Annotated in this window: 12 protein-coding genes; all 12 read right to left on the reverse strand. The window is 33.1% G+C overall.

What is annotated here, in order from left to right; translation table 11 throughout:
* Positions 1-33: 33 nt before the first annotated feature.
* Positions 34-3360, reverse strand: a complete 3327-nt coding sequence (locus tag DM447_RS15845) for a M14 family metallopeptidase (protein ID WP_112182158.1) — start codon at positions 3358-3360, stop codon at positions 34-36.
* A gap of 118 nt (positions 3361-3478) precedes the next feature.
* Positions 3479-7306: an N-acetylglucosaminidase gene (locus tag DM447_RS15850; protein ID WP_112182159.1), complete on the reverse strand. Its 3828-nt coding sequence runs from the start codon at positions 7304-7306 to the stop codon at positions 3479-3481.
* 187 nt (positions 7307-7493) lie between these two features.
* A complete protein-coding gene (rfbB, locus tag DM447_RS15855; RefSeq protein ID WP_112182160.1) occupies positions 7494-8516 on the reverse strand; it encodes a dTDP-glucose 4,6-dehydratase in 1023 nt (340 codons plus the stop codon).
* Positions 8517-9371, reverse strand: coding sequence for a dTDP-4-dehydrorhamnose reductase (gene rfbD / locus DM447_RS15860; RefSeq protein WP_112182161.1), 855 nt, complete (start codon positions 9369-9371; stop codon positions 8517-8519).
* Positions 9372-9384: 13 nt separating this feature from the next.
* Positions 9385-9936: a dTDP-4-dehydrorhamnose 3,5-epimerase gene (gene rfbC, locus DM447_RS15865; protein WP_112182162.1), complete on the reverse strand. Its 552-nt coding sequence runs from the start codon at positions 9934-9936 to the stop codon at positions 9385-9387.
* A gap of 14 nt (positions 9937-9950) precedes the next feature.
* Positions 9951-10829: a glucose-1-phosphate thymidylyltransferase RfbA gene (gene rfbA, locus DM447_RS15870; protein ID WP_112182163.1), complete on the reverse strand. Its 879-nt coding sequence runs from the start codon at positions 10827-10829 to the stop codon at positions 9951-9953.
* 86 nt (positions 10830-10915) lie between these two features.
* Positions 10916-14233, reverse strand: a complete 3318-nt coding sequence (locus DM447_RS15875; RefSeq protein ID WP_112182164.1) for a glycosyltransferase — start codon at positions 14231-14233, stop codon at positions 10916-10918.
* Positions 14234-14301: 68 nt separating this feature from the next.
* On the reverse strand, positions 14302-15195 hold the full coding sequence (locus tag DM447_RS15880) for a CgeB family protein (RefSeq protein ID WP_157967903.1): 894 nt from the start codon (positions 15193-15195) through the stop codon (positions 14302-14304).
* 90 nt (positions 15196-15285) lie between these two features.
* A complete protein-coding gene (locus DM447_RS15885) occupies positions 15286-17229 on the reverse strand; it encodes a glycosyltransferase family 2 protein (RefSeq protein WP_112182166.1) in 1944 nt (647 codons plus the stop codon).
* 30 nt (positions 17230-17259) lie between these two features.
* Positions 17260-18774: an ABC transporter ATP-binding protein gene (locus DM447_RS15890; protein ID WP_112182167.1), complete on the reverse strand. Its 1515-nt coding sequence runs from the start codon at positions 18772-18774 to the stop codon at positions 17260-17262.
* A gap of 18 nt (positions 18775-18792) precedes the next feature.
* Positions 18793-19578, reverse strand: a complete 786-nt coding sequence (locus DM447_RS15895; RefSeq protein WP_112182168.1) for an ABC transporter permease — start codon at positions 19576-19578, stop codon at positions 18793-18795.
* Positions 19579-19672: 94 nt separating this feature from the next.
* Positions 19673-20455, reverse strand: coding sequence for a glycosyltransferase family 2 protein (locus DM447_RS15900; RefSeq protein WP_112182169.1), 783 nt, complete (start codon positions 20453-20455; stop codon positions 19673-19675).
* Positions 20456-20458: the final 3 nt, after the last annotated feature.

Below are 20458 nucleotides of genomic sequence, written 5' to 3' on the forward strand. Positions count from 1 at the left end.
CTGGGTTTTGTCCCAGCCTCTTTTAAGTATGGTCTACCTGTCACTAGTATATTTTGCAATATATAAACCAACCGTTTTGTTTTTATTCCATACACCATCCCAATTCTTAAATGGTACTGGTTGTTCATATACGTATGGAGATATTTCTTGTGTGATCGCTGGCTGATTCTTTTTATACAAGAACCAATCCGTATAACCTCCACCACTTACACTATTTTGCAAGTCAATTGGCTGGTAACCTGTAATATTTGCTACTCCAGCCGTTATTTTCCTTGTATGCGATGAGAATCCATATCTTGTATATATTAATTCTCCTGACGAGTGATAAGAAACTGCTGCGAGAAAATTATGCTGGTTAGTAAAATCATACACAGCTTTTGTTTCTGGTTCACTTAAAGGTAAAACCCCTTTATACATAGCCGAACTAGGCTTACCTGTATTATCAGTAATCGAGTTCCATAGATACGGATATTGACGATTTAAGTCTACTCCTCTAATGTTTGCCTTCCAACTTGAGAAGTTCGAGCTACCACCATTAATCTCTATCACATTACTAGGGTTACTTGCAGATAACGCTCCTTCTTGCACCAACATTACACCATCTGGATTTACCATAGGAACAAACCAAATTGAAACTTCATTTAGTATTTGTCTTGCATCATAGCCATGATATTTTGTATCCAGGGCATATGATTTTGCATACTCATCAATCATTTCCATAATTACATTTGTAGTCATATGTTCACGGGCATGATGGGAAGCATTGATGAATATTTCTTTCTTCCCTTTTCCTAATTTTACAGCGTATAAATTACGATAATCAACTGACTTCCCAATTATCTTCGTTTCAATAATACTTGAATAACTAGATTCTAATGCTTTAATGTCACTAATCATTTGGTTATATGAATATTCAGCAACTTTTCCATTCACTATATCTTTTACTACCGCTATTTTTTCACCGGCTTCAGCTAACTTCAAATATTTCTTGGCTTCATTTTGTGTACTATTATAAACTCCATCTAAACCAATAATGTAGTTATAACGATGAATTGCAGTACCGAATTGGCCTTTTTGATGTTGATCTTTTGCCCATTCCAGCAAATTACGAGCACTCATGTTTAGAGCAGCACTTATCTCTGTACTATTCGGATATAAATAATATCCTTTTGTTAAAATTTCAATCGCTTTAGAAGAACTATTTTTACTATTTGCTACATCTATTATTCTCTGCTCTGTTGGTAATATTTCATTTTTATTAACATACTTTAATTTTAATCTTACTTCTTTTTCTATTTTACTATTTAATGATGGTGAATCTAATACTCTTTCATATCTAACTCTAGCAGTATCTAGTTCCCCTTTTAGATGTTGGGTAGTTGCCCAACTCATAAGAGAGGCTGCACTATCGTTAATTGCGTTAGTGAGTTTCTCATTTCCAGGATATAAGTAATATCCTTCAATAGATTTAGCCAGCTTTTGTGACGAATTGTTCTCGTTATTGATACTATTTATTAATTCATCTGGAGTTGGAAGCTTTTTATTATCTAATGCATAATCTAATTTCATCTGAGTCTCACGTCGAATACTACTATATACACCAGGTGATTCTAGAATCAACTCATAACGAGTCCTTGCTGTTCCGATATTTCCTTTTTGATGTTGTCCATTAACCCATAAAAGTAATGAACGAATACTCTGATTAATACCTGTTCTTAATTGTTCATTTCCTGGATATAGCTCATATCCCTCAACATATTTATATACTGTTGAAGAAGAATTCGGCTGATTATTAGCACTTGTCACAAACTCTGCTACTGTTGGTAACCGCACACCTTTAATAGAATATGCATGCTTTCTCTCTGTCTCTTCTTTTATACTATCATTTAAACTAGGTGCTTCTAATATCCAGTCATATCGTAAGTTTGCTGTGCCGATATTTCCTTTTTGATGTTCGCTAGTTGCCCAATCTAATAAAGAACGGGCACTGTTATTAATACCTTTTTCAAGTCTTTCATCCTTTGGATAGGCTTCATATCCTTCTATAAATAATTTTAAGCTACCTGAAGAATTCGGATAATTACTTGCTTCATTATAATATTGATCTGCTGTTAATTGTTCATTTAATGCATATGTTAAGTAGTTGCTCGTTTTATCTTTTATTCTAGTAGCTAAAGCCGGAGCTTCTAAAATTCGTTCGTATCGAACACGGGCTGTTCCAAAGTTTTTTTGTTGATGTTGTTTGATCGCCCAATTCAGTAAGGATTCTGCGCTTTCATTAATACCTTTTTCTAATTGTTCATTTCCCGGATATAACTCATATCCCTCAACATATTTATTTACTGTTGAAGAAGAATTCAGCTGATTATTAGCACTTGTCACAAACTCTGCTACTGTTGGTAACCGCACACCTTTAATAGAATACGCCTGCTTTCTCTCTGTCTCTTCTTTTATACTATCATTTAAACTAGGTGCTTCTAATATCCAGTCATATCGTAAGTTTGCTGTGCCGATATTTCCTTTTTGATGTTCGCTAGTTGCCCAATCTAATAAAGAACGGGCACTGTTATTAATACCTTTTTCAAGTCTTTCATCCTTTGGATAGGCTTCATATCCTTCTATAAATAATTTTAAGCTACCTGAAGAATTCGGATAATTACTTGCTTCATTATAATATTGATCTGCTGTTAATTGTTCATTTAATGCATATAATAAGTAGTTGCTCGTTTTATCTTTTAATCTAGTAGCTAAAGCCGGAGCTTCTAAAATTCGTTCGTATCGAACACGGGCTGTTCCAAAGTTTTTTTGTTGATGTTGTTTAATCGCCCAATTCAGTAAGGACTCTGCGCTTTCATTAATACCTTTTTCTAATTGTTCATTTCCCGGATATAGCTCATATCCTTCTATAAATTCATCTAAAACGGCAGAAGAATTTGGTTGATTGTTTGCACTTGATACAAACTCTGTTGCTGTTGGTAACCGCACACCTTTAATAGAATATGCCTGCTTTCTCTCTGTCTCTTCTTTTATACTATCATTTAAGCTAGGTGCTTCCAGTATCCAGTCATACCGTAAATTTGCTGTCCCAATATTTCCTTTTTGATGTTCACTAGTTGCCCAATCTAATAAAGAACGGGCGCTATTATTTATTCCCTCTTCAAATCTTGAATCATTTGGATAAGCCTCATAGGCTGCTATATATGCCTTTAGCATTGCTGATGATGTACTTTGTTCACTTGCATAATTATCCCACTCATCTGCGGTCTCTATATTATTACTAGATTCTTCTCCAAATATAATAGTTGGATATAATAAAACAGTTAATAATGTTAAGAACAGAAAAAAATGCTTTGGTTTCAATATTCTCTCCCCCAAGAATAAAAATTCAATTTTCTTGCCTGCTTTCAATTTTTAAAGCTATTACTTTCAAAATAATAATAGCCTAAACGAAGTAAGTTATGTTTAGGCTATCATAATATTATTTATATACTGGTATATCAAAGTGTAATAACGGATTGTTTAATTGTTCATAGTAACTTTCAATTCTACTAATCTGTTTTACAGCCCATCCAATGTCTGTTGCATACTGATGTGAGGCAGGACTAGTAGGATTCCATCTCATTTTATATAGTGTATTTTGCACAGGATTAGCGTGAATATATTTCTCACCAATGAATTCAGCACCACCAATGATCGCTTTTTCTACACTTGTCCAACCATTCTTATATGCATAAATTGCACCAAGTCTTTTAGCATCACCATCATTTGCGCCAATACCATACATATTGTACACAGTTTTTATAGAGGATAATTTTGACTTATTATCATCGGTTGCAAGTATATAATTTCCTCCACTATCTATGCCGACTTGAATTCCAGTTGCTAATTCTGAGCCACCATTTCCAGTCTCTAAAAGGGCATGTGAGATTAAATAAATTTCGTTCACCAAATGCTCCTTGGTTGCTTCAATAAAGGCTTTTCCTTGACCACTTAAAACGCCCTTACCAACTAATAGTTTATTAAGCTCTGTGTATGATACACCTACACTTGAAGATAACACAAGATGTTGGAATATATTATTTTGGTTAGGATTTAAATATGCCAACACATCAGACTCAGTGGCACTTCTCCAAGTTGTGTAATTAATTTCATACCAGACATTACTATTATTAATCGTTGCACCTTTCTTTTCTCCTGTAATATTAAGACTAACGCTGCTTGTATCACCGTAAACATGGCTAGAAGATTTAGCATCAGAATGCACATCAATATCTGTATCAACTAATGAAACATGGACATATAGCGTCTTTCCATCATAACTGATTTTATACCATGTCGTGCTACCTTGATATGCTGCTCCTGTAACGGTTGATATAATTGATACAGTTGTTTTTTCAGTAGTAGCTTTGTATATACTGCTACTAGATAATGTTGCAGCTGTTCGGATATTTACATTTTTATTAATCGTACCTTTATTAACCCACGAACTATGAACATAACCTGGCTGACTACTGTATTTATCTGTTTGTGGATTCACTAACATTTGAGCTGCTAATGCTTGTGTTAATGAATACGAATAATTTGAATACTCTATTGTTTCTTTTTGAAGCTTAATACCTTCAACAGCAAGAGCAAGTCTTTCTCTTGCTGTATCTTTGATTGTATCATTGACACCAATAGTACTAATAATAACATTGTAACGGTGAATTGCAGTTGAAAAATCCGAATTTCTATGTTTTTCGCTAGCCCAATTTAATAAAGATTGAGCGCTTTGATTTAGACCATCTAAAAATCTTCCATCTTCTGGATATAGTAAATATGCTTCTTGATATGCACTTAATTGTGCAGAAGAGCTTGTTTCACTCTCTGCAATTGAAGCTAACTGATCGGCAGTTGGAATTGTCGTATTTTTCACTGCATAAGCTCTCTTAGCTTCTGTTTCTAGAACAGTAAGTTCATCCAATTCAGGTACACTTAAGATTAAATCATATCTAGTAATAGCACCAGAATAATTTTTTTCTTGATGTATCCGAGTACCATAATCGAGTAAAGAAAGAGCTTTTTCGTTCATTCCATCTACAAACCTCGTATCAGAAAGGTATAAGTAATAACCTTCGATATATGCGTTTAGTTGTGGTGTAGAAGATGTCTGACTTTCCGCATACACTATTTGTTCATCCGCAGTACGGTATAATTGATCTTTTGCTGCATAGCTACGTTTTAATGTTGTACTTTCATGAATTGTGTCAGCTAAGACTGGTGCAGATAAAATTAGATCATATCTTAAAATAGCTGAACCAAATTTCCCATCTTCGTGTTGACGACTCGCATAATCTAATAATGCTAAGGCACTATCATTAATTCCTTGTTCAAATCGAGTATCACCTTTATACAAGATATAACCATCTATATACGCTTGCAGTTTAGCAGATGAATTTGTTTCGTCTGCTGCAATACTTAGTTGCTGATTTGCTGTAGGATATGTTGTTTTTGCAACAGCATATTCACTCTTGATTTTTGTTTCTTCTTCAATAGAATCGTCTAATACTGGAGCAGATAAGATCAATTGATATCTAAGAAGCGCCGAACCGTAATTACCTTGTTCGTGTTGTGTGCTTGCATAATTCAACAAATCCTGAGCGCTACTATTAATACCTTCCTTAAAACGTTGATCGTTAGGATACCAATTATATCCATCAATGTAAGCTGTCAGTCGAGCACTTGAGTTTGCCTCTTGTTTTGCAAAGTTATATTGAGCATCAGCTATCCTATAAATTTTCCCTTCAGTAGCAGCTTCTCGTTTTATTGTTGCTTCTTGTTTAATCCCAGCATTTAATACAGGTACAGATAAGATATGATCATATCTTACAATTGCAGCTCCGTAATCTCCTGCTTCATGGCGCTTCGTTGTATAATCCAGTAATTCTCTCGCACTTTCATTGATACCATTTTCAAATCTAGTATCATTTGGATATAAATTATAAGCTTCAACATATGCAGTTAATTTTGCTGAAGAAGTAGTTTGATTTACCGCATTGTTATATAGCATATCCGGTGTACGTTGTTTAGCTACCGCATATTCTAAATTAGTTTGTGCAGCCTTTTTAGTACTGTCTTTAAGCATAGGAGCTGACAAAATACTCTCATAGCGCAATATAGCTGAGCCATATTCACCTTTTTCATGTTGTTTAATAGCATAATTTAATAATGAAAGAGCACTTTCATTAATTCCAGTTGTGAATCTATTATCATTTGGATATAATTCATATCCATCTATAAAGGCAGCAAGTTGTGAAGTTGAATTAGGCTTATTTCTTGCTGAATTATATTGTTCATCTGCTGTAACAAATGTCATTTCTTGTTCTGCCAAATCTTTTCTAGATTCTACACTACTTTTTATTACTGCATCTAAAGCAGGTGCTGCTAGTATAGTATCGTATCTTACAATTGCAGCACCATAATCTCCAGCCATATGCCTTTTTTCAGCATAATTCATCAAGTCTAGTGCACTACTATTAATTCCTTGTGCAAATCTAGCATCGCTGGGATACACGTTATACCCCTCTATATAACTCGTTAATTGTGAAGTTGAATTAGGTTGCTTTAGAGCATTACTATAAAGCATATCTGCTGTACGTTTTTCCGCTATAGCATACTCAAGATTATATTCTGTTTCTGTTTTTGTATTCGAATTTAATGCAGGGGCCTCTAAAATCCTATTATATCTTAATATAGCAGAACCATAGTTACCTTTTAGATGTTGTTCCATAGCATAGTCTAGCAATGAAACTGCGCTCTCATTAATACCAGTTGTGAATCTACTATCCCATGGATAAAGAGCGTACCCTTCTATATAAGAAGCGAGTTGAGGAGAAGAATTGGTTTGATTCTTGGCATTGGTAAGTTTTTTATTCGCAGTTTCAAAAGTTTTACTTTGTTGAGCTAAAACTTTTCTAGCCTCTACACTAGCCTTTACTGCTTCATTTAAAACAGGTGCTGCTAGTATAGCATTGTACCTTACAATTGCGGCACCATAATCACCAGCTAGATGTCTCGTGTCTGTGTAATTTATCAAATCTATGGCACTACTATTAATACCTTCTTCAAATCTTGGATCGTTTGGATATAATTCATATCCGTTAATGTAGGAACTAAGTTGTGCAGAAGAGCTAGTTTGTTCTTGTGCTTGTTTATACAAAGAGTCTGCATCTTCACCAGTTGATTCTGCAAAACCGACAGGAATAAACAAACTGCTTAACAGTAATAATATAATAACAACAACAATTTTTTTCTTCTTAAATTGCATTAAATATCCCCCATGTTTTTTAAGACTTTTTTAAGCAATGTATGTGTTGCTTAAATACTAGTCTTATTATCTATTAAAATCCATATTAATTCAACACTTTATAACATAATTCTTTTAAAAAACCAAATACCCACAGCTAATATTAGCTGTGGGTATTATGCATCATTAATTTTTCATTGCTCTCAACTTATTTAATTGAATATTGTTTATCAAAATATTGCTTGTATTCTCCACTAATAATTTGCTCCCACCAATCCTTATTGTTTAGATACCACTGGATGGTTTGTACAATACCAGTATCAAAGTTATAAGTTGGCTTCCAACCAAGCTTTTCGAGTTTCGTTGGATCAATCGCATAGCGTTTGTCGTGCCCTAAACGATCTTCTACAAATTCAATTAATTCTTCTGATTTATCAAGTGCTTGAATAATTGTTTTTACTACTTCTAAATTTGTTTTTTCATTATGTCCACCGATGTTATAGACTTCCCCACTAATTCCTTCATGTAATACAAGGTCAATCGCAGAACAATGATCTTGAACATGTAACCAATCGCGAATGTTCTTTCCATCACCATAAACGGGTACCTTCTCGTCATTTAACACACGTGAAATAGTTAATGGAATTAACTTCTCTGGAAAATGATAAGGGCCATAATTATTAGAACAACGCGTAATATTCACTGGTAATCCATATGTTTCATGATAGGCGCGTACCAATAAGTCTGAAGATGCTTTACTTGCACTATACGGACTATTTGCTTGTAGTGGTGTTTCTTCGGTGAAAAAGGTCGTTGGATCAAAATCTAATTCTCCATAAACTTCATCTGTAGACACATGAACAAATTTCTTGATGTCAATTGCCTTTGCTGCATCTAGCAATACTTGAGTACCTAATACATTCGTCCGGATGAAAATTTCAGGATCAGTTATCGAACGATCGACATGACTTTCTGCTGCAAAGTGGACTACATAATCAAATTGTTCTTTCTCAAATAACGATGAAATCGATTTCCGATCCGTAATGTCTGCTTTGACAAAATGATAATTTTCATTTTTTTCAACAATTTGGTGCTTGGTTAAATCACCTGCATAGGTTAGTTCATCCAAATTATATATATGGTAATTCGGATATTTTTCAACCATATATTGAACAAAATTCCCACCAATAAAACCTGCGCCACCTGTCACAACTATTTTCTTTTTAGACATCTATCTCACCTCTTTATTTAATTGTTCTAAATAATGTGTTAAGGCATCCTGCCAACTTGGCAAACGTTGGAATCCTTGATCTTCTAATTTAGCTTTAGACATGCGCGAGTTCAGTGGGCGGACAGCACGCGTTGGATATTCCGCAGTCGGAATGCTCTCAACTGATATCTGTTTATCAGCCTGCTTAAATATTTCCTTCGCAAAGTCTGACCATGTACAAAAACCTTCATTGGATGCGTGATACGTACCATACTTATTTGTTTGAACAATCTCTAGTAACAACTTCGCCAGATCATACGTATACGTAGGAGAACCGTATTGATCTCCTACTACTTTTAATTCTTTATGTGTTTCGGAGAGACGTAACATGGTTTTTATAAAGTTATTGCCATTACTACCAAACACCCAAGAAATACGGATAATAAAGGCTTCATTTAATAATTCCTGGACACGTTTTTCTCCTTCAAGTTTCGTTAGACCATAATAACCAACGGGATTAGTTGGATCTGTTTCTGTAAATGGCTCTTTTCCTGACCCATCGAATACGTAATCTGTGCTAATATACATGAATTTTGCTTGTACTTGTTTGGCTGCAGCTGCTAGGTATCTAGTTCCGTTGACATTTACATCCCAACACGCTTCTTTATTATCTTCCGCTTTATCGACAGCTGTATATGCTGCACAATGAATGATCACATCTGGATTTATTTGATTCACATACTCATACACAGCTTGTTCATTCGTAATATCTAATTGATCGCGACCCGAACCATGTATTTCGAAACCTTGCTTTAACCCTTCCTGAACCACATCATAACCAAGTTGTCCGGCGTATCCTGTAACGAAAAGTTTCATAACACTACTCCTTCTAGCTAAAATTATTCTCTGCGTCTTCTAACAATGGCGCTTTTTCATCTTTTTCTGATAACACTGGGGTAATTTCTATCGGCCACGTAACGTTAATTGTCGGATCATCCCAACGAATGCCGCGATCACATTCAGGAGCATACCCTTCATCAACTTTGTATTGCACTTCAGAATTTTCTGTTAGTGTCATAAACGCATGAGCAAATCCTTTAGGCACAAGTAATTGCTTTTTGTTTTCTGCACTTAATTCGATGCCAAACCATTCGCCATAAGATGGACTTTCTTTTCTTATGTCTACAGCAACATCAAAGATGGAACCTTGTGTGCAACGAACGAGCTTCGTTTGGGCTTTCGGATCAAGCTGATAGTGTAACCCACGTAATGTACCTTTTGTTGCAGAAAATGATTGATTATCTTGGACAAAGTCAATATCAATTCCTGCTTCTTTAAATTTAGTTTCACTATATGTCTCCATAAACCAACCTCTATGATCTCCAAATACAGATGGTTCGATTACTTTTACACCAGAAAGTTTAGTTTCTATAACTTTCATGTATTCACCCCTTTTTAATATTTGATCTCTCCATTAGCTACTTTTAATAAATATTGACCATAACCTGTTTTAGAAAACAATTGACCTGATTTAGTTAATTGTTCTTTGGTTATCCAACCATTTATATAAGCAATTTCTTCTGGTGCGGATACTTTAATCCCCTGATGGTCTTCTACTGTTTTGACAAAATTAGTAGCCGAGACTAAACTTTCATGTGTCCCTGTATCTAACCATGTATAGCCACGTCCTAGAAGTTCCACTTCCAATTCTCCTGATTGTAAATACGCTTCATTAATAGAAGTAATTTCTAACTCACCTCTGCTCGAAGGTTTAACATTTTTGGCAATTTCCACTACACGATTATCATAGAAATATAGACCTGTTATCGCATAATGTGATTTGGGGTTATCTGGTTTTTCTTCTACACTTAGCACTTTACCAGTATCATCAAATTCAACGACACCGAATCTTTCGGGATCCTGAACATGATATCCGAAAACAGTAGCTCCTTCTTTTTTTTCGACAGCACGTTTCAAAATATTTGTTAAACCACTCCCATAATAAACATTATCGCCCAGAACCATAGCAACAGGATCATTACCGATAAATTCTTCTCCTATGATGAAAGCTTCTGCTAATCCATTTGGATTCTCTTGGACTTTGTATTCAAGATTAATACCGAATTGCGAGCCATCACCTAGTAATGCCTGAAAACGCGGAATATCATCCGGGGTTGATATAATTAGAATATCCTGAATACCTGCTAACATTAACGTGGATAGTGGATAATAAATCATTGGTTTATCATAGATTGGTAATAACTGTTTACTTGTTACCATCGTTAATGGATATAAACGCGTACCACTTCCACCTGCAAGAATTATACCTTTCATAAAACCATATCCCTTCTAGATTAAAAATATAGCGGTATGACACCCATAGCATCACACCGCTTAAATTATTACTTTTTATTCTATCCCTATTCACTTCGCTCTTCATTTTTTGATGTGTTTTCATAAAATTCACTGAATAGATCAACGAAGTCTTTAGAAGCTTGCAATTTATAGTTATGTTTTTTCGCAATATCGAATATGACATTTAAATTACTTTTAACTGCATTATATGAAAATTGTCTAATATACAAGTTTCTTGCCTTTTTAACCATTTTATCAGTCTCTGCTTCATTATTAAAGATATCTTTGATGACGACTTTCAACTGATTAAAATCACCAAAATCTGCATGTCTGAGATAACCTTGTCGAGATAGATCGCCTAAATCAGAAATATCGTTAGATATAACTGGCACTTTCATTGCTATTGCATCGGTAAATTTATACGGCATCTGATAATGACTAGCGGCGATATTAGGATCTAACCAAAGTATAACTAAATCTGATGCATAATTTATTTTTGCCATTTCATTTCTTCCTTGAGGTGGCAATACTTTAATTTTGTCTCCATACTGTTCTATTAATTTCTTTTGATCAGGTGTAACACGTGATCCTACAAATAGTAATTTGTATCTATCATCATCTAATTTGTCTAATAATTTTACTAATTCATATATTCCTTTATGTTTTCTAACTAATCCACCAAACAATATAATTCTATCATCTTTTTCAAAACCTAATTCATCTCTTAATTTATTTCTGTCATAAATATTAGGGTCATAGTGCTTTTCATCTTTTAGATTTCTAATATAGAAACTATTCCCACCAAAATATTGATCTAGAGTCTTATTGTGCGTTGTTGTTACCGGTACATCTTTTGATAATTTTTCAACAATTGTAGACCACTTCAAGCTGTATGGAGTAAGAAGTTCTTCATCCTTAAAATTCATCGATGTTGACTCTTTACCTTTTTCAACTAATTTATCTTTTTGTGGATTTGATACAACTGTTTCTAAGTCATTATATTCCAAGATAATAGGTTTTTCTAAGTGATAATTAGCTAATAACGCCAATCCTAAGCTTGTCAGTCTTGGTTTAACTGCATATATGATATCCCCATCAATTTGTTTTAATGCATCTGACATCATTTTAAATAAATCAGGGAAATTTGCACCTTCAAAAATTGTCATTTTAAAATCTGGAGTCTCATGTTTATAGGGAGGAAATATTTCTTCCTCAAAAAATCGGAAGCCCAATAATTGTACTGTATACGTCTTAGATAACGATTCAGCAATATTATAAGCTTTGGAAAAATGATTTCTACTCACATCCCAAGAAATTATTGTAATTTTAGGAAGTGATTCTTGGTTCTTTTTATCAGGTAAGCCATTCTTGAAGTATGATTCCAGGCTTGATTTAATTGTTTCTTGACTAGATGTGTCATCACTATGCACATGAGAAATTTGATTCCATTCTTTATTTCTTCTATAAATCACTAATAACTGATCTATATATAGTGGATCTCTTAAGAAAGTATATTTTAGAACTAAATCCCAGTCTTGCCTTCTTGGCAATTCTTCATTAAATCCTCCGAAATGGTCATATAATTCCCTTTTATGAACAAATGAATTTAGATCAATAAAGTTTTTCTCCATTAAATTATCATAATCAAAAGTTAAAGATTTACAAGTCTTAACTCTATAATTATTATCATGGAAATATACATCAATATAACGATTAAATATTGAATAGTAACCAGGATTATCAATAAGTTTAGTGAGATTAGCAAGTAGATACTGTGGATGCCAAATATTATCGGTATCTAAATAAGCGATATATTCTCCCTTGGCATTTTCCAGACCATGATTTCTCGCTTTTGCTGCACCACCCCATGGTAATTTAAAGTAGCGAATTCTTGAATCCATATATTTAGCAATCGTCTTTTCCGTGTTATCGGTGCTACCATCATCACAAATTAATAATTCCCAATTCGTGTAACTCTGCTCTAAAACACTTTTTATCGATTGATCTAAAACGTCTCCACGATTGTAGGTAGGCATAATTATGCTAATTAAGGGCTCATTTTTAAGATTATAAATATTTTTTTTAAGCTCATTTTCACTTCGCTCGATTAGTCGTTTGAAATTAGTTTCATTTTCACTATCACATATATCATTTACTGTTTTATAAAAAACACTATCGCTTAAATTTTTAAATGGGTTCTTCTCAGACTTATTGTTTTTTTTTGCTGGACGTCTTTTCTTTCTAATGTAAGCTCTTCTCACCAATTTCGCTACTGTATATGGTAACAAAATAAACTTCTTAGGAGATTTTAATGATGATACTAATATATCTCCCAATTGATATTTAATTGAGCTATACACTAATTCAAGCTTTTTACTTTGCTTTCTGAATTCCTTTTCCAATCTTTCCACTTTACGCTGTAAATTACTATACTTCTCTTGTGCATCTTTGTGTGTATCGTTTTCTTCTTTTAAGACACTAAGCTGAGCATTAAGTTGTTCAATTTCATCTGATTTATTATTAACTTGTTTTAGTAGCTCATTTGCTTTATTTTCTAAAGCTTCAAATTCGCTATTTGACTGTGAATTATCTATCTCTACTACTTCTAGAGCTTCTAATTTCTGTTTTAAATTCAATGTTTTCACAAGGTAGCTAAGTCTTTCCTTTTCCAGTTTCTCAGCAATGTTTTCATGAACTTTTTTAGATTCTAATACATTTTCAATTAGCATGTTTTTTTGGGTTTTTTCATAAAGTATTCCTAATCCATGAAATCCATGAACTTCTTCAAAAACCAAATCAAATTCCGATTCATTCAAGAAATCTTCAATTCCTGTTTTCACACCATTTTTGGGCGTATTTTCGTATACACTATTGTGTAAGTGTGCATTAAAACCTTTATCTTTAACTAGTTGGCTTGAATCTAAACGAATCCCTCCTTTTTTATGTGCCTGTCTATAATGAGCAGGAATATTTTCAGGATCGTAGTATAAATCTCTTCGACCGTAAGGCCAACCAATGTCATGTGCAAAAATTAATGGAAAGTTACCTTTGCTAAATGTTTTCTCAATCATCTTAAGTTCATGATAAACCGTGTACCAATTATGATCTCCATCTAAAAAAACAGCATCATATTCAGTTATTTTAGAAAGAGCGTTCAAACTCAATTCCTCTATGTAACTAAAATTTTCAGGATGTTCTTTTTCCCATGCTTCATACTCTTCAATTCGCAATGGATCAACAGTATAGAGAACAGCATCTTTACGAATACAATAATCTAAAATTTTCTTTGTATGCAATCCTTTTTGGGCACCTATTTCAACAACATTTCTTATATCCAATTCCTCGAGTATAGGATATATTAGTATTTCCCAAAATCTATTCATTTTATAGTGTATCTCCTGTCTATCATAGTATAGTAACCTAAACTTTATTATTCATTTAGGTTGTTCTTCTACTTATGTTTTTTAATCATTTCTATTAAAACGTTAGCTCTATTTTCAAAAGTGAAGTTTTTGTTCACTTCATCTTTTAAGTCATCAATATCTTTTTTTACTTTAGGATAAGAAAGTAAAACTTTCTCTAAACACTTTTGAAACTCTTCTTCATTGTTGTAATAAAGTATTTTATCACCAAATAGCTGATACAGTGATTCATGATAATCAGTTATCACTGGTAAACCACATGCTATTGCATCAAAAATCCGATTATTAATGAATCCAAATTCCTTCATATCTTCCCAATGGTCATTTAAGACTATTTTGGATTGTGAATATAATTTTCCTAACTTTTGATTATCTATATAGTTACCAACTATAAACTGTTTATCAAGGAATTCTGTCCAACCTCTTCCCCAAACTTTTAATGGAACACCCGAATCAGCTGCCCAGATTACGCATGGTCTTTTTACGTTCCTCGTGTTACCAACAAAAATAAAATCTTCTCTGTCATGATAATCCAAATCACCTTCATAAAACTCCTCAATATCCGTACATTGCAGAAGGGGATAGACTGGCACAGAGATTCGTTCTTTTAAATAAGTTGCATGTGTTTCAGAAGCTACAAACACGACATCATAGGATGCATATTCTTCTAGAGACACTGCCTCAGGATGGGATATGTTCCAAATAATATTAAAGTCATTTTCTTTTACTGTATAAGGGTGCTTTCCTCTTAATACTAGCACAACATCCGCTTTTTTATTATTATCCCATTCTCCATGGTAATCTGTTTCAACTTTCTGTCCCATTCTTTCTAAATATTTCATCAAAGATCGACCAAAATGAAAATCTCCCCATTTATCTTGACGCCAATCAGTTGGTGCAGGGTTTTTTATAATCCACTTCATGAAAAAGTCTCCCATCAATTCAGTTCAACCATATTATAATTTAAACATACGTTAACTAAATATAATATTTTTCACTGACTAATTTTTTATTTATTTCCTATCATCTTCTGATAAAGTAAATAAATTAAAGTTTTCTGCGTTATATTTTAATAAACTATCTATGCGTTTATCATTTGTTGGTATCCACTTTCCTTTTTTTCCAAAGTACTCTTCTATCCTTTGATTATACAACGTCAAGTTATCCTCTAAAGTGTCTTTTTGTTCAACAACAATATGAATATTTGTTGCATCTATAGAAGGAATGTACTTTTGATAATCTAACAAAATAGTTGGGAACCTTAAAATTAGATGGTTGCACGATACCTCTTCACCATACACGATTATTTGTACCAAGTCACCATCAACAGTATCTCTTATACCTGTATTTATCTCTTCTTTGGCTGGATAGTTATACTGATTCAGTTGGACAAGACCGATCTTTATTCCTAATTGTTTATATCTATTTATTTCATTTAGATTATGTTTAGTTGGACTTTCATCTAATCGGAAATCCGATATTAATATTACTTCAAAATGGTTTTTAACGGTGAATTTCTCTTTCATGGGTAACATAGGTCTTGGAACAGGAAACGGTCTCTTCTGTTCATAATCGAACGGGTACTTAAGATCCTCCGTGTTAGCATGATAATGAAGTTGTGCTTCTAAGTACTCTTTTCTAGCCCCCATGAAAAAACCTGGAAATCCGAAGAATGAATTTCCTGTTAAAGACCCATTTAACTGTCTTTGAAAAGAAAGAGGGCCAGTTGCTATCTCAACAACTGTTTTTTCCCCAAAACTCTTTTTTATTCTTTTAATGAATTCTGAATCAGCAGCAAAGCGAACAGCATCCCAATAGCCTACTTTATTTAATACCTTTTCTCGTCGGAACATTAATGATGACATATTACCAAAAATATAGTTTCCTGGTTTCCCTCTACGATAGAATTTTAAATCATTTGTAGCCCTGGCTTGTTCCGACATATTGGCAATAATACTCTTATTTTTAAGAAGATGCTCTGCCTGTAACTGGATTTTCTGTGGATGGGACCAATCATCTGCATCATTAATTGTAACAAATTCTCCTTTAGCTTCTTTTAAAGCCAAATTACGTGCTAAGTATGCTCCACCATTACGCTTTGTTTTTAATAGCTTAATTCTTTTATCCTCAGACTGATATTTCTTTACTATATCAAGCGTATTGTCTGTACTACAATCATCTACTACAAGTACTTCTATGTTTCTCCATGTTTGATTAATAATTGATGTAAGGGCCGTATCTACAACCGCTTCAGCGTTATAGACAGGAATAATTACAGAGATCTTTATATTGCTATTTTTATAATTATTTTTTATACCCTTCACAATTAGAGAGTCATAAGTTGATGATGCCTTTAAAGATTGCAGTTCTATTCGTGCAATGCCATACTTTCTATATGCTTTATTTATCCATTTTATTTTTTCTGATGGGGACTGATTTAAATTTGCATACGCAAGAAATAAATCTGGATGAGCCTTATTTTTAATTGCATTTTTAATTTTCTTTTCAGCTAATTCAATCTGCCCTAAAATCGCATAACTTTCTACTTCTAATATTACTGCTCTTCTTAAGAGATCTTTGTCTTTAACCCCTTTTATTGCTATGGGTAAGAACCGTAATGCCTTTTCTGCGTCTTCTACACTGTACTGATTTGCATGCCATAAGGCAATTTCCCATGACGCTAATCGGTTTATTAACGGATCATTTGGTGAAAACGCTAGTGATTTTAGTTCTTCATATGCTTTAGAAGTGAATCCTAAGTTGTATAGTTTATACTTTACATTATCTATTTTCTCTATTGCAGAACGTCTATTACCTTTTCTCATTAAACTTCTAATATAGCTTTTTTGCTTTTCAGAAAAACTTTTTTTAAAATAATTTCTCTGCTTAACAGTGAGAACATTATCAAGAATATACTGTGTTATGTCAGAACTTAAACGCAGTAAAGATTTTTTCATTACTACAACACCTATACTTTATTTAGTATTTTATTTCTTCTTATCATTAATCTTATCTCTATAAGCTTTAACAACTTCTTTTGATTCTCCGTCTGCAATTATTTTACCTTTTTCGATTAATATAGCCCTAGTACAAACTTTTTCAACAAAACCTAAACTGTGTGAAACAATTATAACTGCTTTTGCTTGCTCCATCATTCCTTGGATTTTTTCACTTGCTTTTTGTCTAAAAGCCATGTCACCCGTCGAAAGTGCTTCATCAATAATGAAGATATCAGGTTGTAAGATTGCAGCTATACTAAAACCAAGTCTTGCTCTCATACCACTAGAGTAGTGCTTTATTGGTTTATTGATGAACTTTCCTAATTCCGAAAATTCGACTATATTCTCATAATTTCTTTTCACTACATCAATTGGAATACCTAATAACATACCATTTAAATATATATTATCAGTCCCATTTAATTGTGCATTAAAGCCTGTACCATAACTTAAAAGAGCAGTAGTTTCTCCATTAACAGTTAAAACACCATGATCTGGACTAATTATTTGGGTTAAAGTTTTACATAGCGTACTTTTACCAGCTCCGTTATGACCAATTATCCCAACAACTTCTCCTTCATTTATTGTAAAGTTAAGGTTATCAAGTGCCTTGAATTTCCGTTTTTTTATTTTATACTCTACACTGACATTCTCTGCATTAATAACTACAGAATCTTTAATATCTGCATTAGTCTTTTTTAAGTCTAGTTTCCTTTGTGGTTTAGCGGTTTTCTTAGGGATCGTTGCTTCATATTCTTTGACAATGTTTTCTGGATCACCAATACTCATTATAGAACCCTGTTCTAACCATACAAGCCTATCACAATTCTCCAGTGCGTACTTATGACTATGAGTTACGATAATTACAATTTTTGCTCTTTGCACAAGTTCTTTGATTTTAATTGCAGCTTTTTTACTAAAAGCTGCATCTCCAGTATTTAAAGCTTCATCTAAAATTAATATTTCAGGATCTAAATGCGCTGCGACACTAAATCCAAGACGAGCTTTCATCCCACTAGAATACTTTTTCATTGGTTGTTCCATAAATTCACCAATACCAGAAAATTCATGGATTTCATCAAAAAACAAGTCGATTTTGACCTTGTCAATACCTAACATCATACCGTTTAAATATACATTTTCTCTTCCTGTTAAATCTTTATTAAAACCCATCCCCATTGAAAATAAGGTGGAAACTTTTCCTTTTACATTAATTGACCCTTCGTCAGGTTGTAGTATGCCTGTAATCACTTTACAAAGTGTTGTTTTACCTGAACCATTTGATCCAATAATCCCTAAAACTTCTCCTTTATATGCGACAAGATTAATGTCCCTTAATGGCCATGTTAATTTATTTTCTTTTTTCTTGTTTTTATTTCGCAAAAAACTTATGGTTTTTGATTTATAATCATCTTTTTTATAACCAGAATTAAATGACACACCTAATCCTTCAGTTTTTATGACCTCTTCGCGATTAACAATTTTATTTTCTATTTCCGACATTTTAATTATACCCTCTTTTTATAGTGCTTTAATGATCTTATGTTCATTTTTGCTATAGTAAAATAACATTAACAAAATGGTAACCACTGAAAGAGTCCCGATTACTATGAGACCAGTAAAGTCTGGAACTGTATGATACATTAGTATATCCCTGTAAGCGTTTAGTAGAATCGCAACTGGGTTCAGACTAATTATTAAATTAAATCCATCAGGCAAATGAGCGAGTCTGTCACTTTCCCATATTATTGGTGAAGCATAGAAGAACATTCTAATTATATGACTTAATATATTATCAATATCTCTAATGAAAACACATATATAGGAAACAAATAAGCTAATGGCAATTAACAATAATAATTGTATCAATATTATTACTGGTAATAATACAATATGCCAACTAGGAATTATTCCGAAAAAGCCAAGAAATATCGCTATTACAACTAAGCCAAATGAGAAGTTAAATAGTTGCGTTGATGACAAAGCTAATGGAAAAATAGATTTCGGTAAATATACCTGATTAATAATCGTTGTATATTTAGTAATTGCTTTTGCAGATGCATTAATTGTTGTACTCATCCATCTCCAAACAACCAAACCTATTACGAGGTATACCGGATAATCTGGACCACCTCTTCCTAATATAACAACTACTAAGAAGTAGTATACGACTACATTAAGTAGTGGATCTAATAACCACCAAAAATAGCCCAAATAGCTATCCCTATTTTCTGCTTTTATACCAGACTTCACAAGATATATTAGCAAATCTTTTCTTTTTAACATTTCTAATAAATAATTACGCATTTTCAGCACCGCCTAATAACTTTCTTATTCTCTAATTTGTTTTTTATATCGTTACACGCTACATAAATTGATAGCTAATCCCTCTCAATTATATTCAGGTAACATATCTGAAATATTCTTTCATTTTCAATATCATATAATGACTAAAATACCATATACTTTTCCATATATTTAACTTTTCAACCTTACGATAAACCATCCAATTCTGCCTGGCCATTTTCAATTTATTACTTGATATTGAATTTCCTCTGACCCTATATTCAGCTAATACTTCTTGGATCCCATAAGCTTTAAATCCTTTTCTAGTTAATTCTAACCACAGAGCATAATCTTGTCTTGCTCGTATATCATTCATTGTGATTTCACCTGTTAATGAAGTATCTATCATGACAGTTAGACAACCCACTACGTTCTTTTTTAACAATTGCTTATAATTAGCGTTTGTAGGTATATGAACTCTTTTAATTATTTTTTCTCCACTATCACTATTTTGCATTCTATCATATTCCGTAAACGAAAAGGCAATATTGTTTTCTTGCATGAAGTTCAACTGTTTCTTTAGTTTTCCTGGTAACCATTTGTCATCACTGTCTAAAAAGGCGATATATTTTCCTTTTGCTTTTTTCAAGGCTGTATTTCTAGCTATTCCAGCACCTTGATTATGTGGCAAAATCGTTAAGTTTATTCTATTATCATCTTTTTGATAACTTTTGATCAAATCAATCGTCTTATCCTTAGATCCATCATCAACAATAATCATTTCCCAATTAGTGTAAGATTGTTTTATTACAGACATAATTGTTTCATCGATATACTTTTCAGCATTGTAGGTGGGAGTAATGATAGATATTAATGGCATCTGTTCTTCGTCACGCATACC

Origin of the sequence: Paraliobacillus zengyii, assembly GCF_003268595.1 — a bacterium.
GTDB lineage: Bacteria > Bacillota > Bacilli > Bacillales > Amphibacillaceae > Paraliobacillus_A > Paraliobacillus_A zengyii.

Excerpts from the sequence above, each read along its gene's own strand:
- DM447_RS15850 (WP_112182159.1), bottom strand. The coding sequence starts at position 7,306 with ATGCAATTTAAGAAGAAAAAAATTGTTGTTGTTATTATATTATTACTG.
- rfbB (WP_112182160.1), bottom strand. The coding sequence starts at position 8,516 with ATGTCTAAAAAGAAAATAGTTGTGACAGGTGGCGCAGGTTTTATTGGT.
- rfbD (WP_112182161.1), bottom strand. The coding sequence starts at position 9,371 with ATGAAACTTTTCGTTACAGGATACGCCGGACAACTTGGTTATGATGTG.
- rfbC (WP_112182162.1), bottom strand. The coding sequence starts at position 9,936 with ATGAAAGTTATAGAAACTAAACTTTCTGGTGTAAAAGTAATCGAACCA.
- rfbA (WP_112182163.1), bottom strand. The coding sequence starts at position 10,829 with ATGAAAGGTATAATTCTTGCAGGTGGAAGTGGTACGCGTTTATATCCA.
- DM447_RS15875 (WP_112182164.1), bottom strand. The coding sequence starts at position 14,233 with ATGAATAGATTTTGGGAAATACTAATATATCCTATACTCGAGGAATTG.
- DM447_RS15880 (WP_157967903.1), bottom strand. The coding sequence starts at position 15,195 with ATGAAGTGGATTATAAAAAACCCTGCACCAACTGATTGGCGTCAAGAT.
- DM447_RS15885 (WP_112182166.1), bottom strand. The coding sequence starts at position 17,229 with ATGAAAAAATCTTTACTGCGTTTAAGTTCTGACATAACACAGTATATT.
- DM447_RS15890 (WP_112182167.1), bottom strand. The coding sequence starts at position 18,774 with ATGTCGGAAATAGAAAATAAAATTGTTAATCGCGAAGAGGTCATAAAA.
- DM447_RS15895 (WP_112182168.1), bottom strand. The coding sequence starts at position 19,578 with ATGCGTAATTATTTATTAGAAATGTTAAAAAGAAAAGATTTGCTAATA.
- DM447_RS15900 (WP_112182169.1), bottom strand. The coding sequence starts at position 20,455 with ATGCGTGACGAAGAACAGATGCCATTAATATCTATCATTACTCCCACC.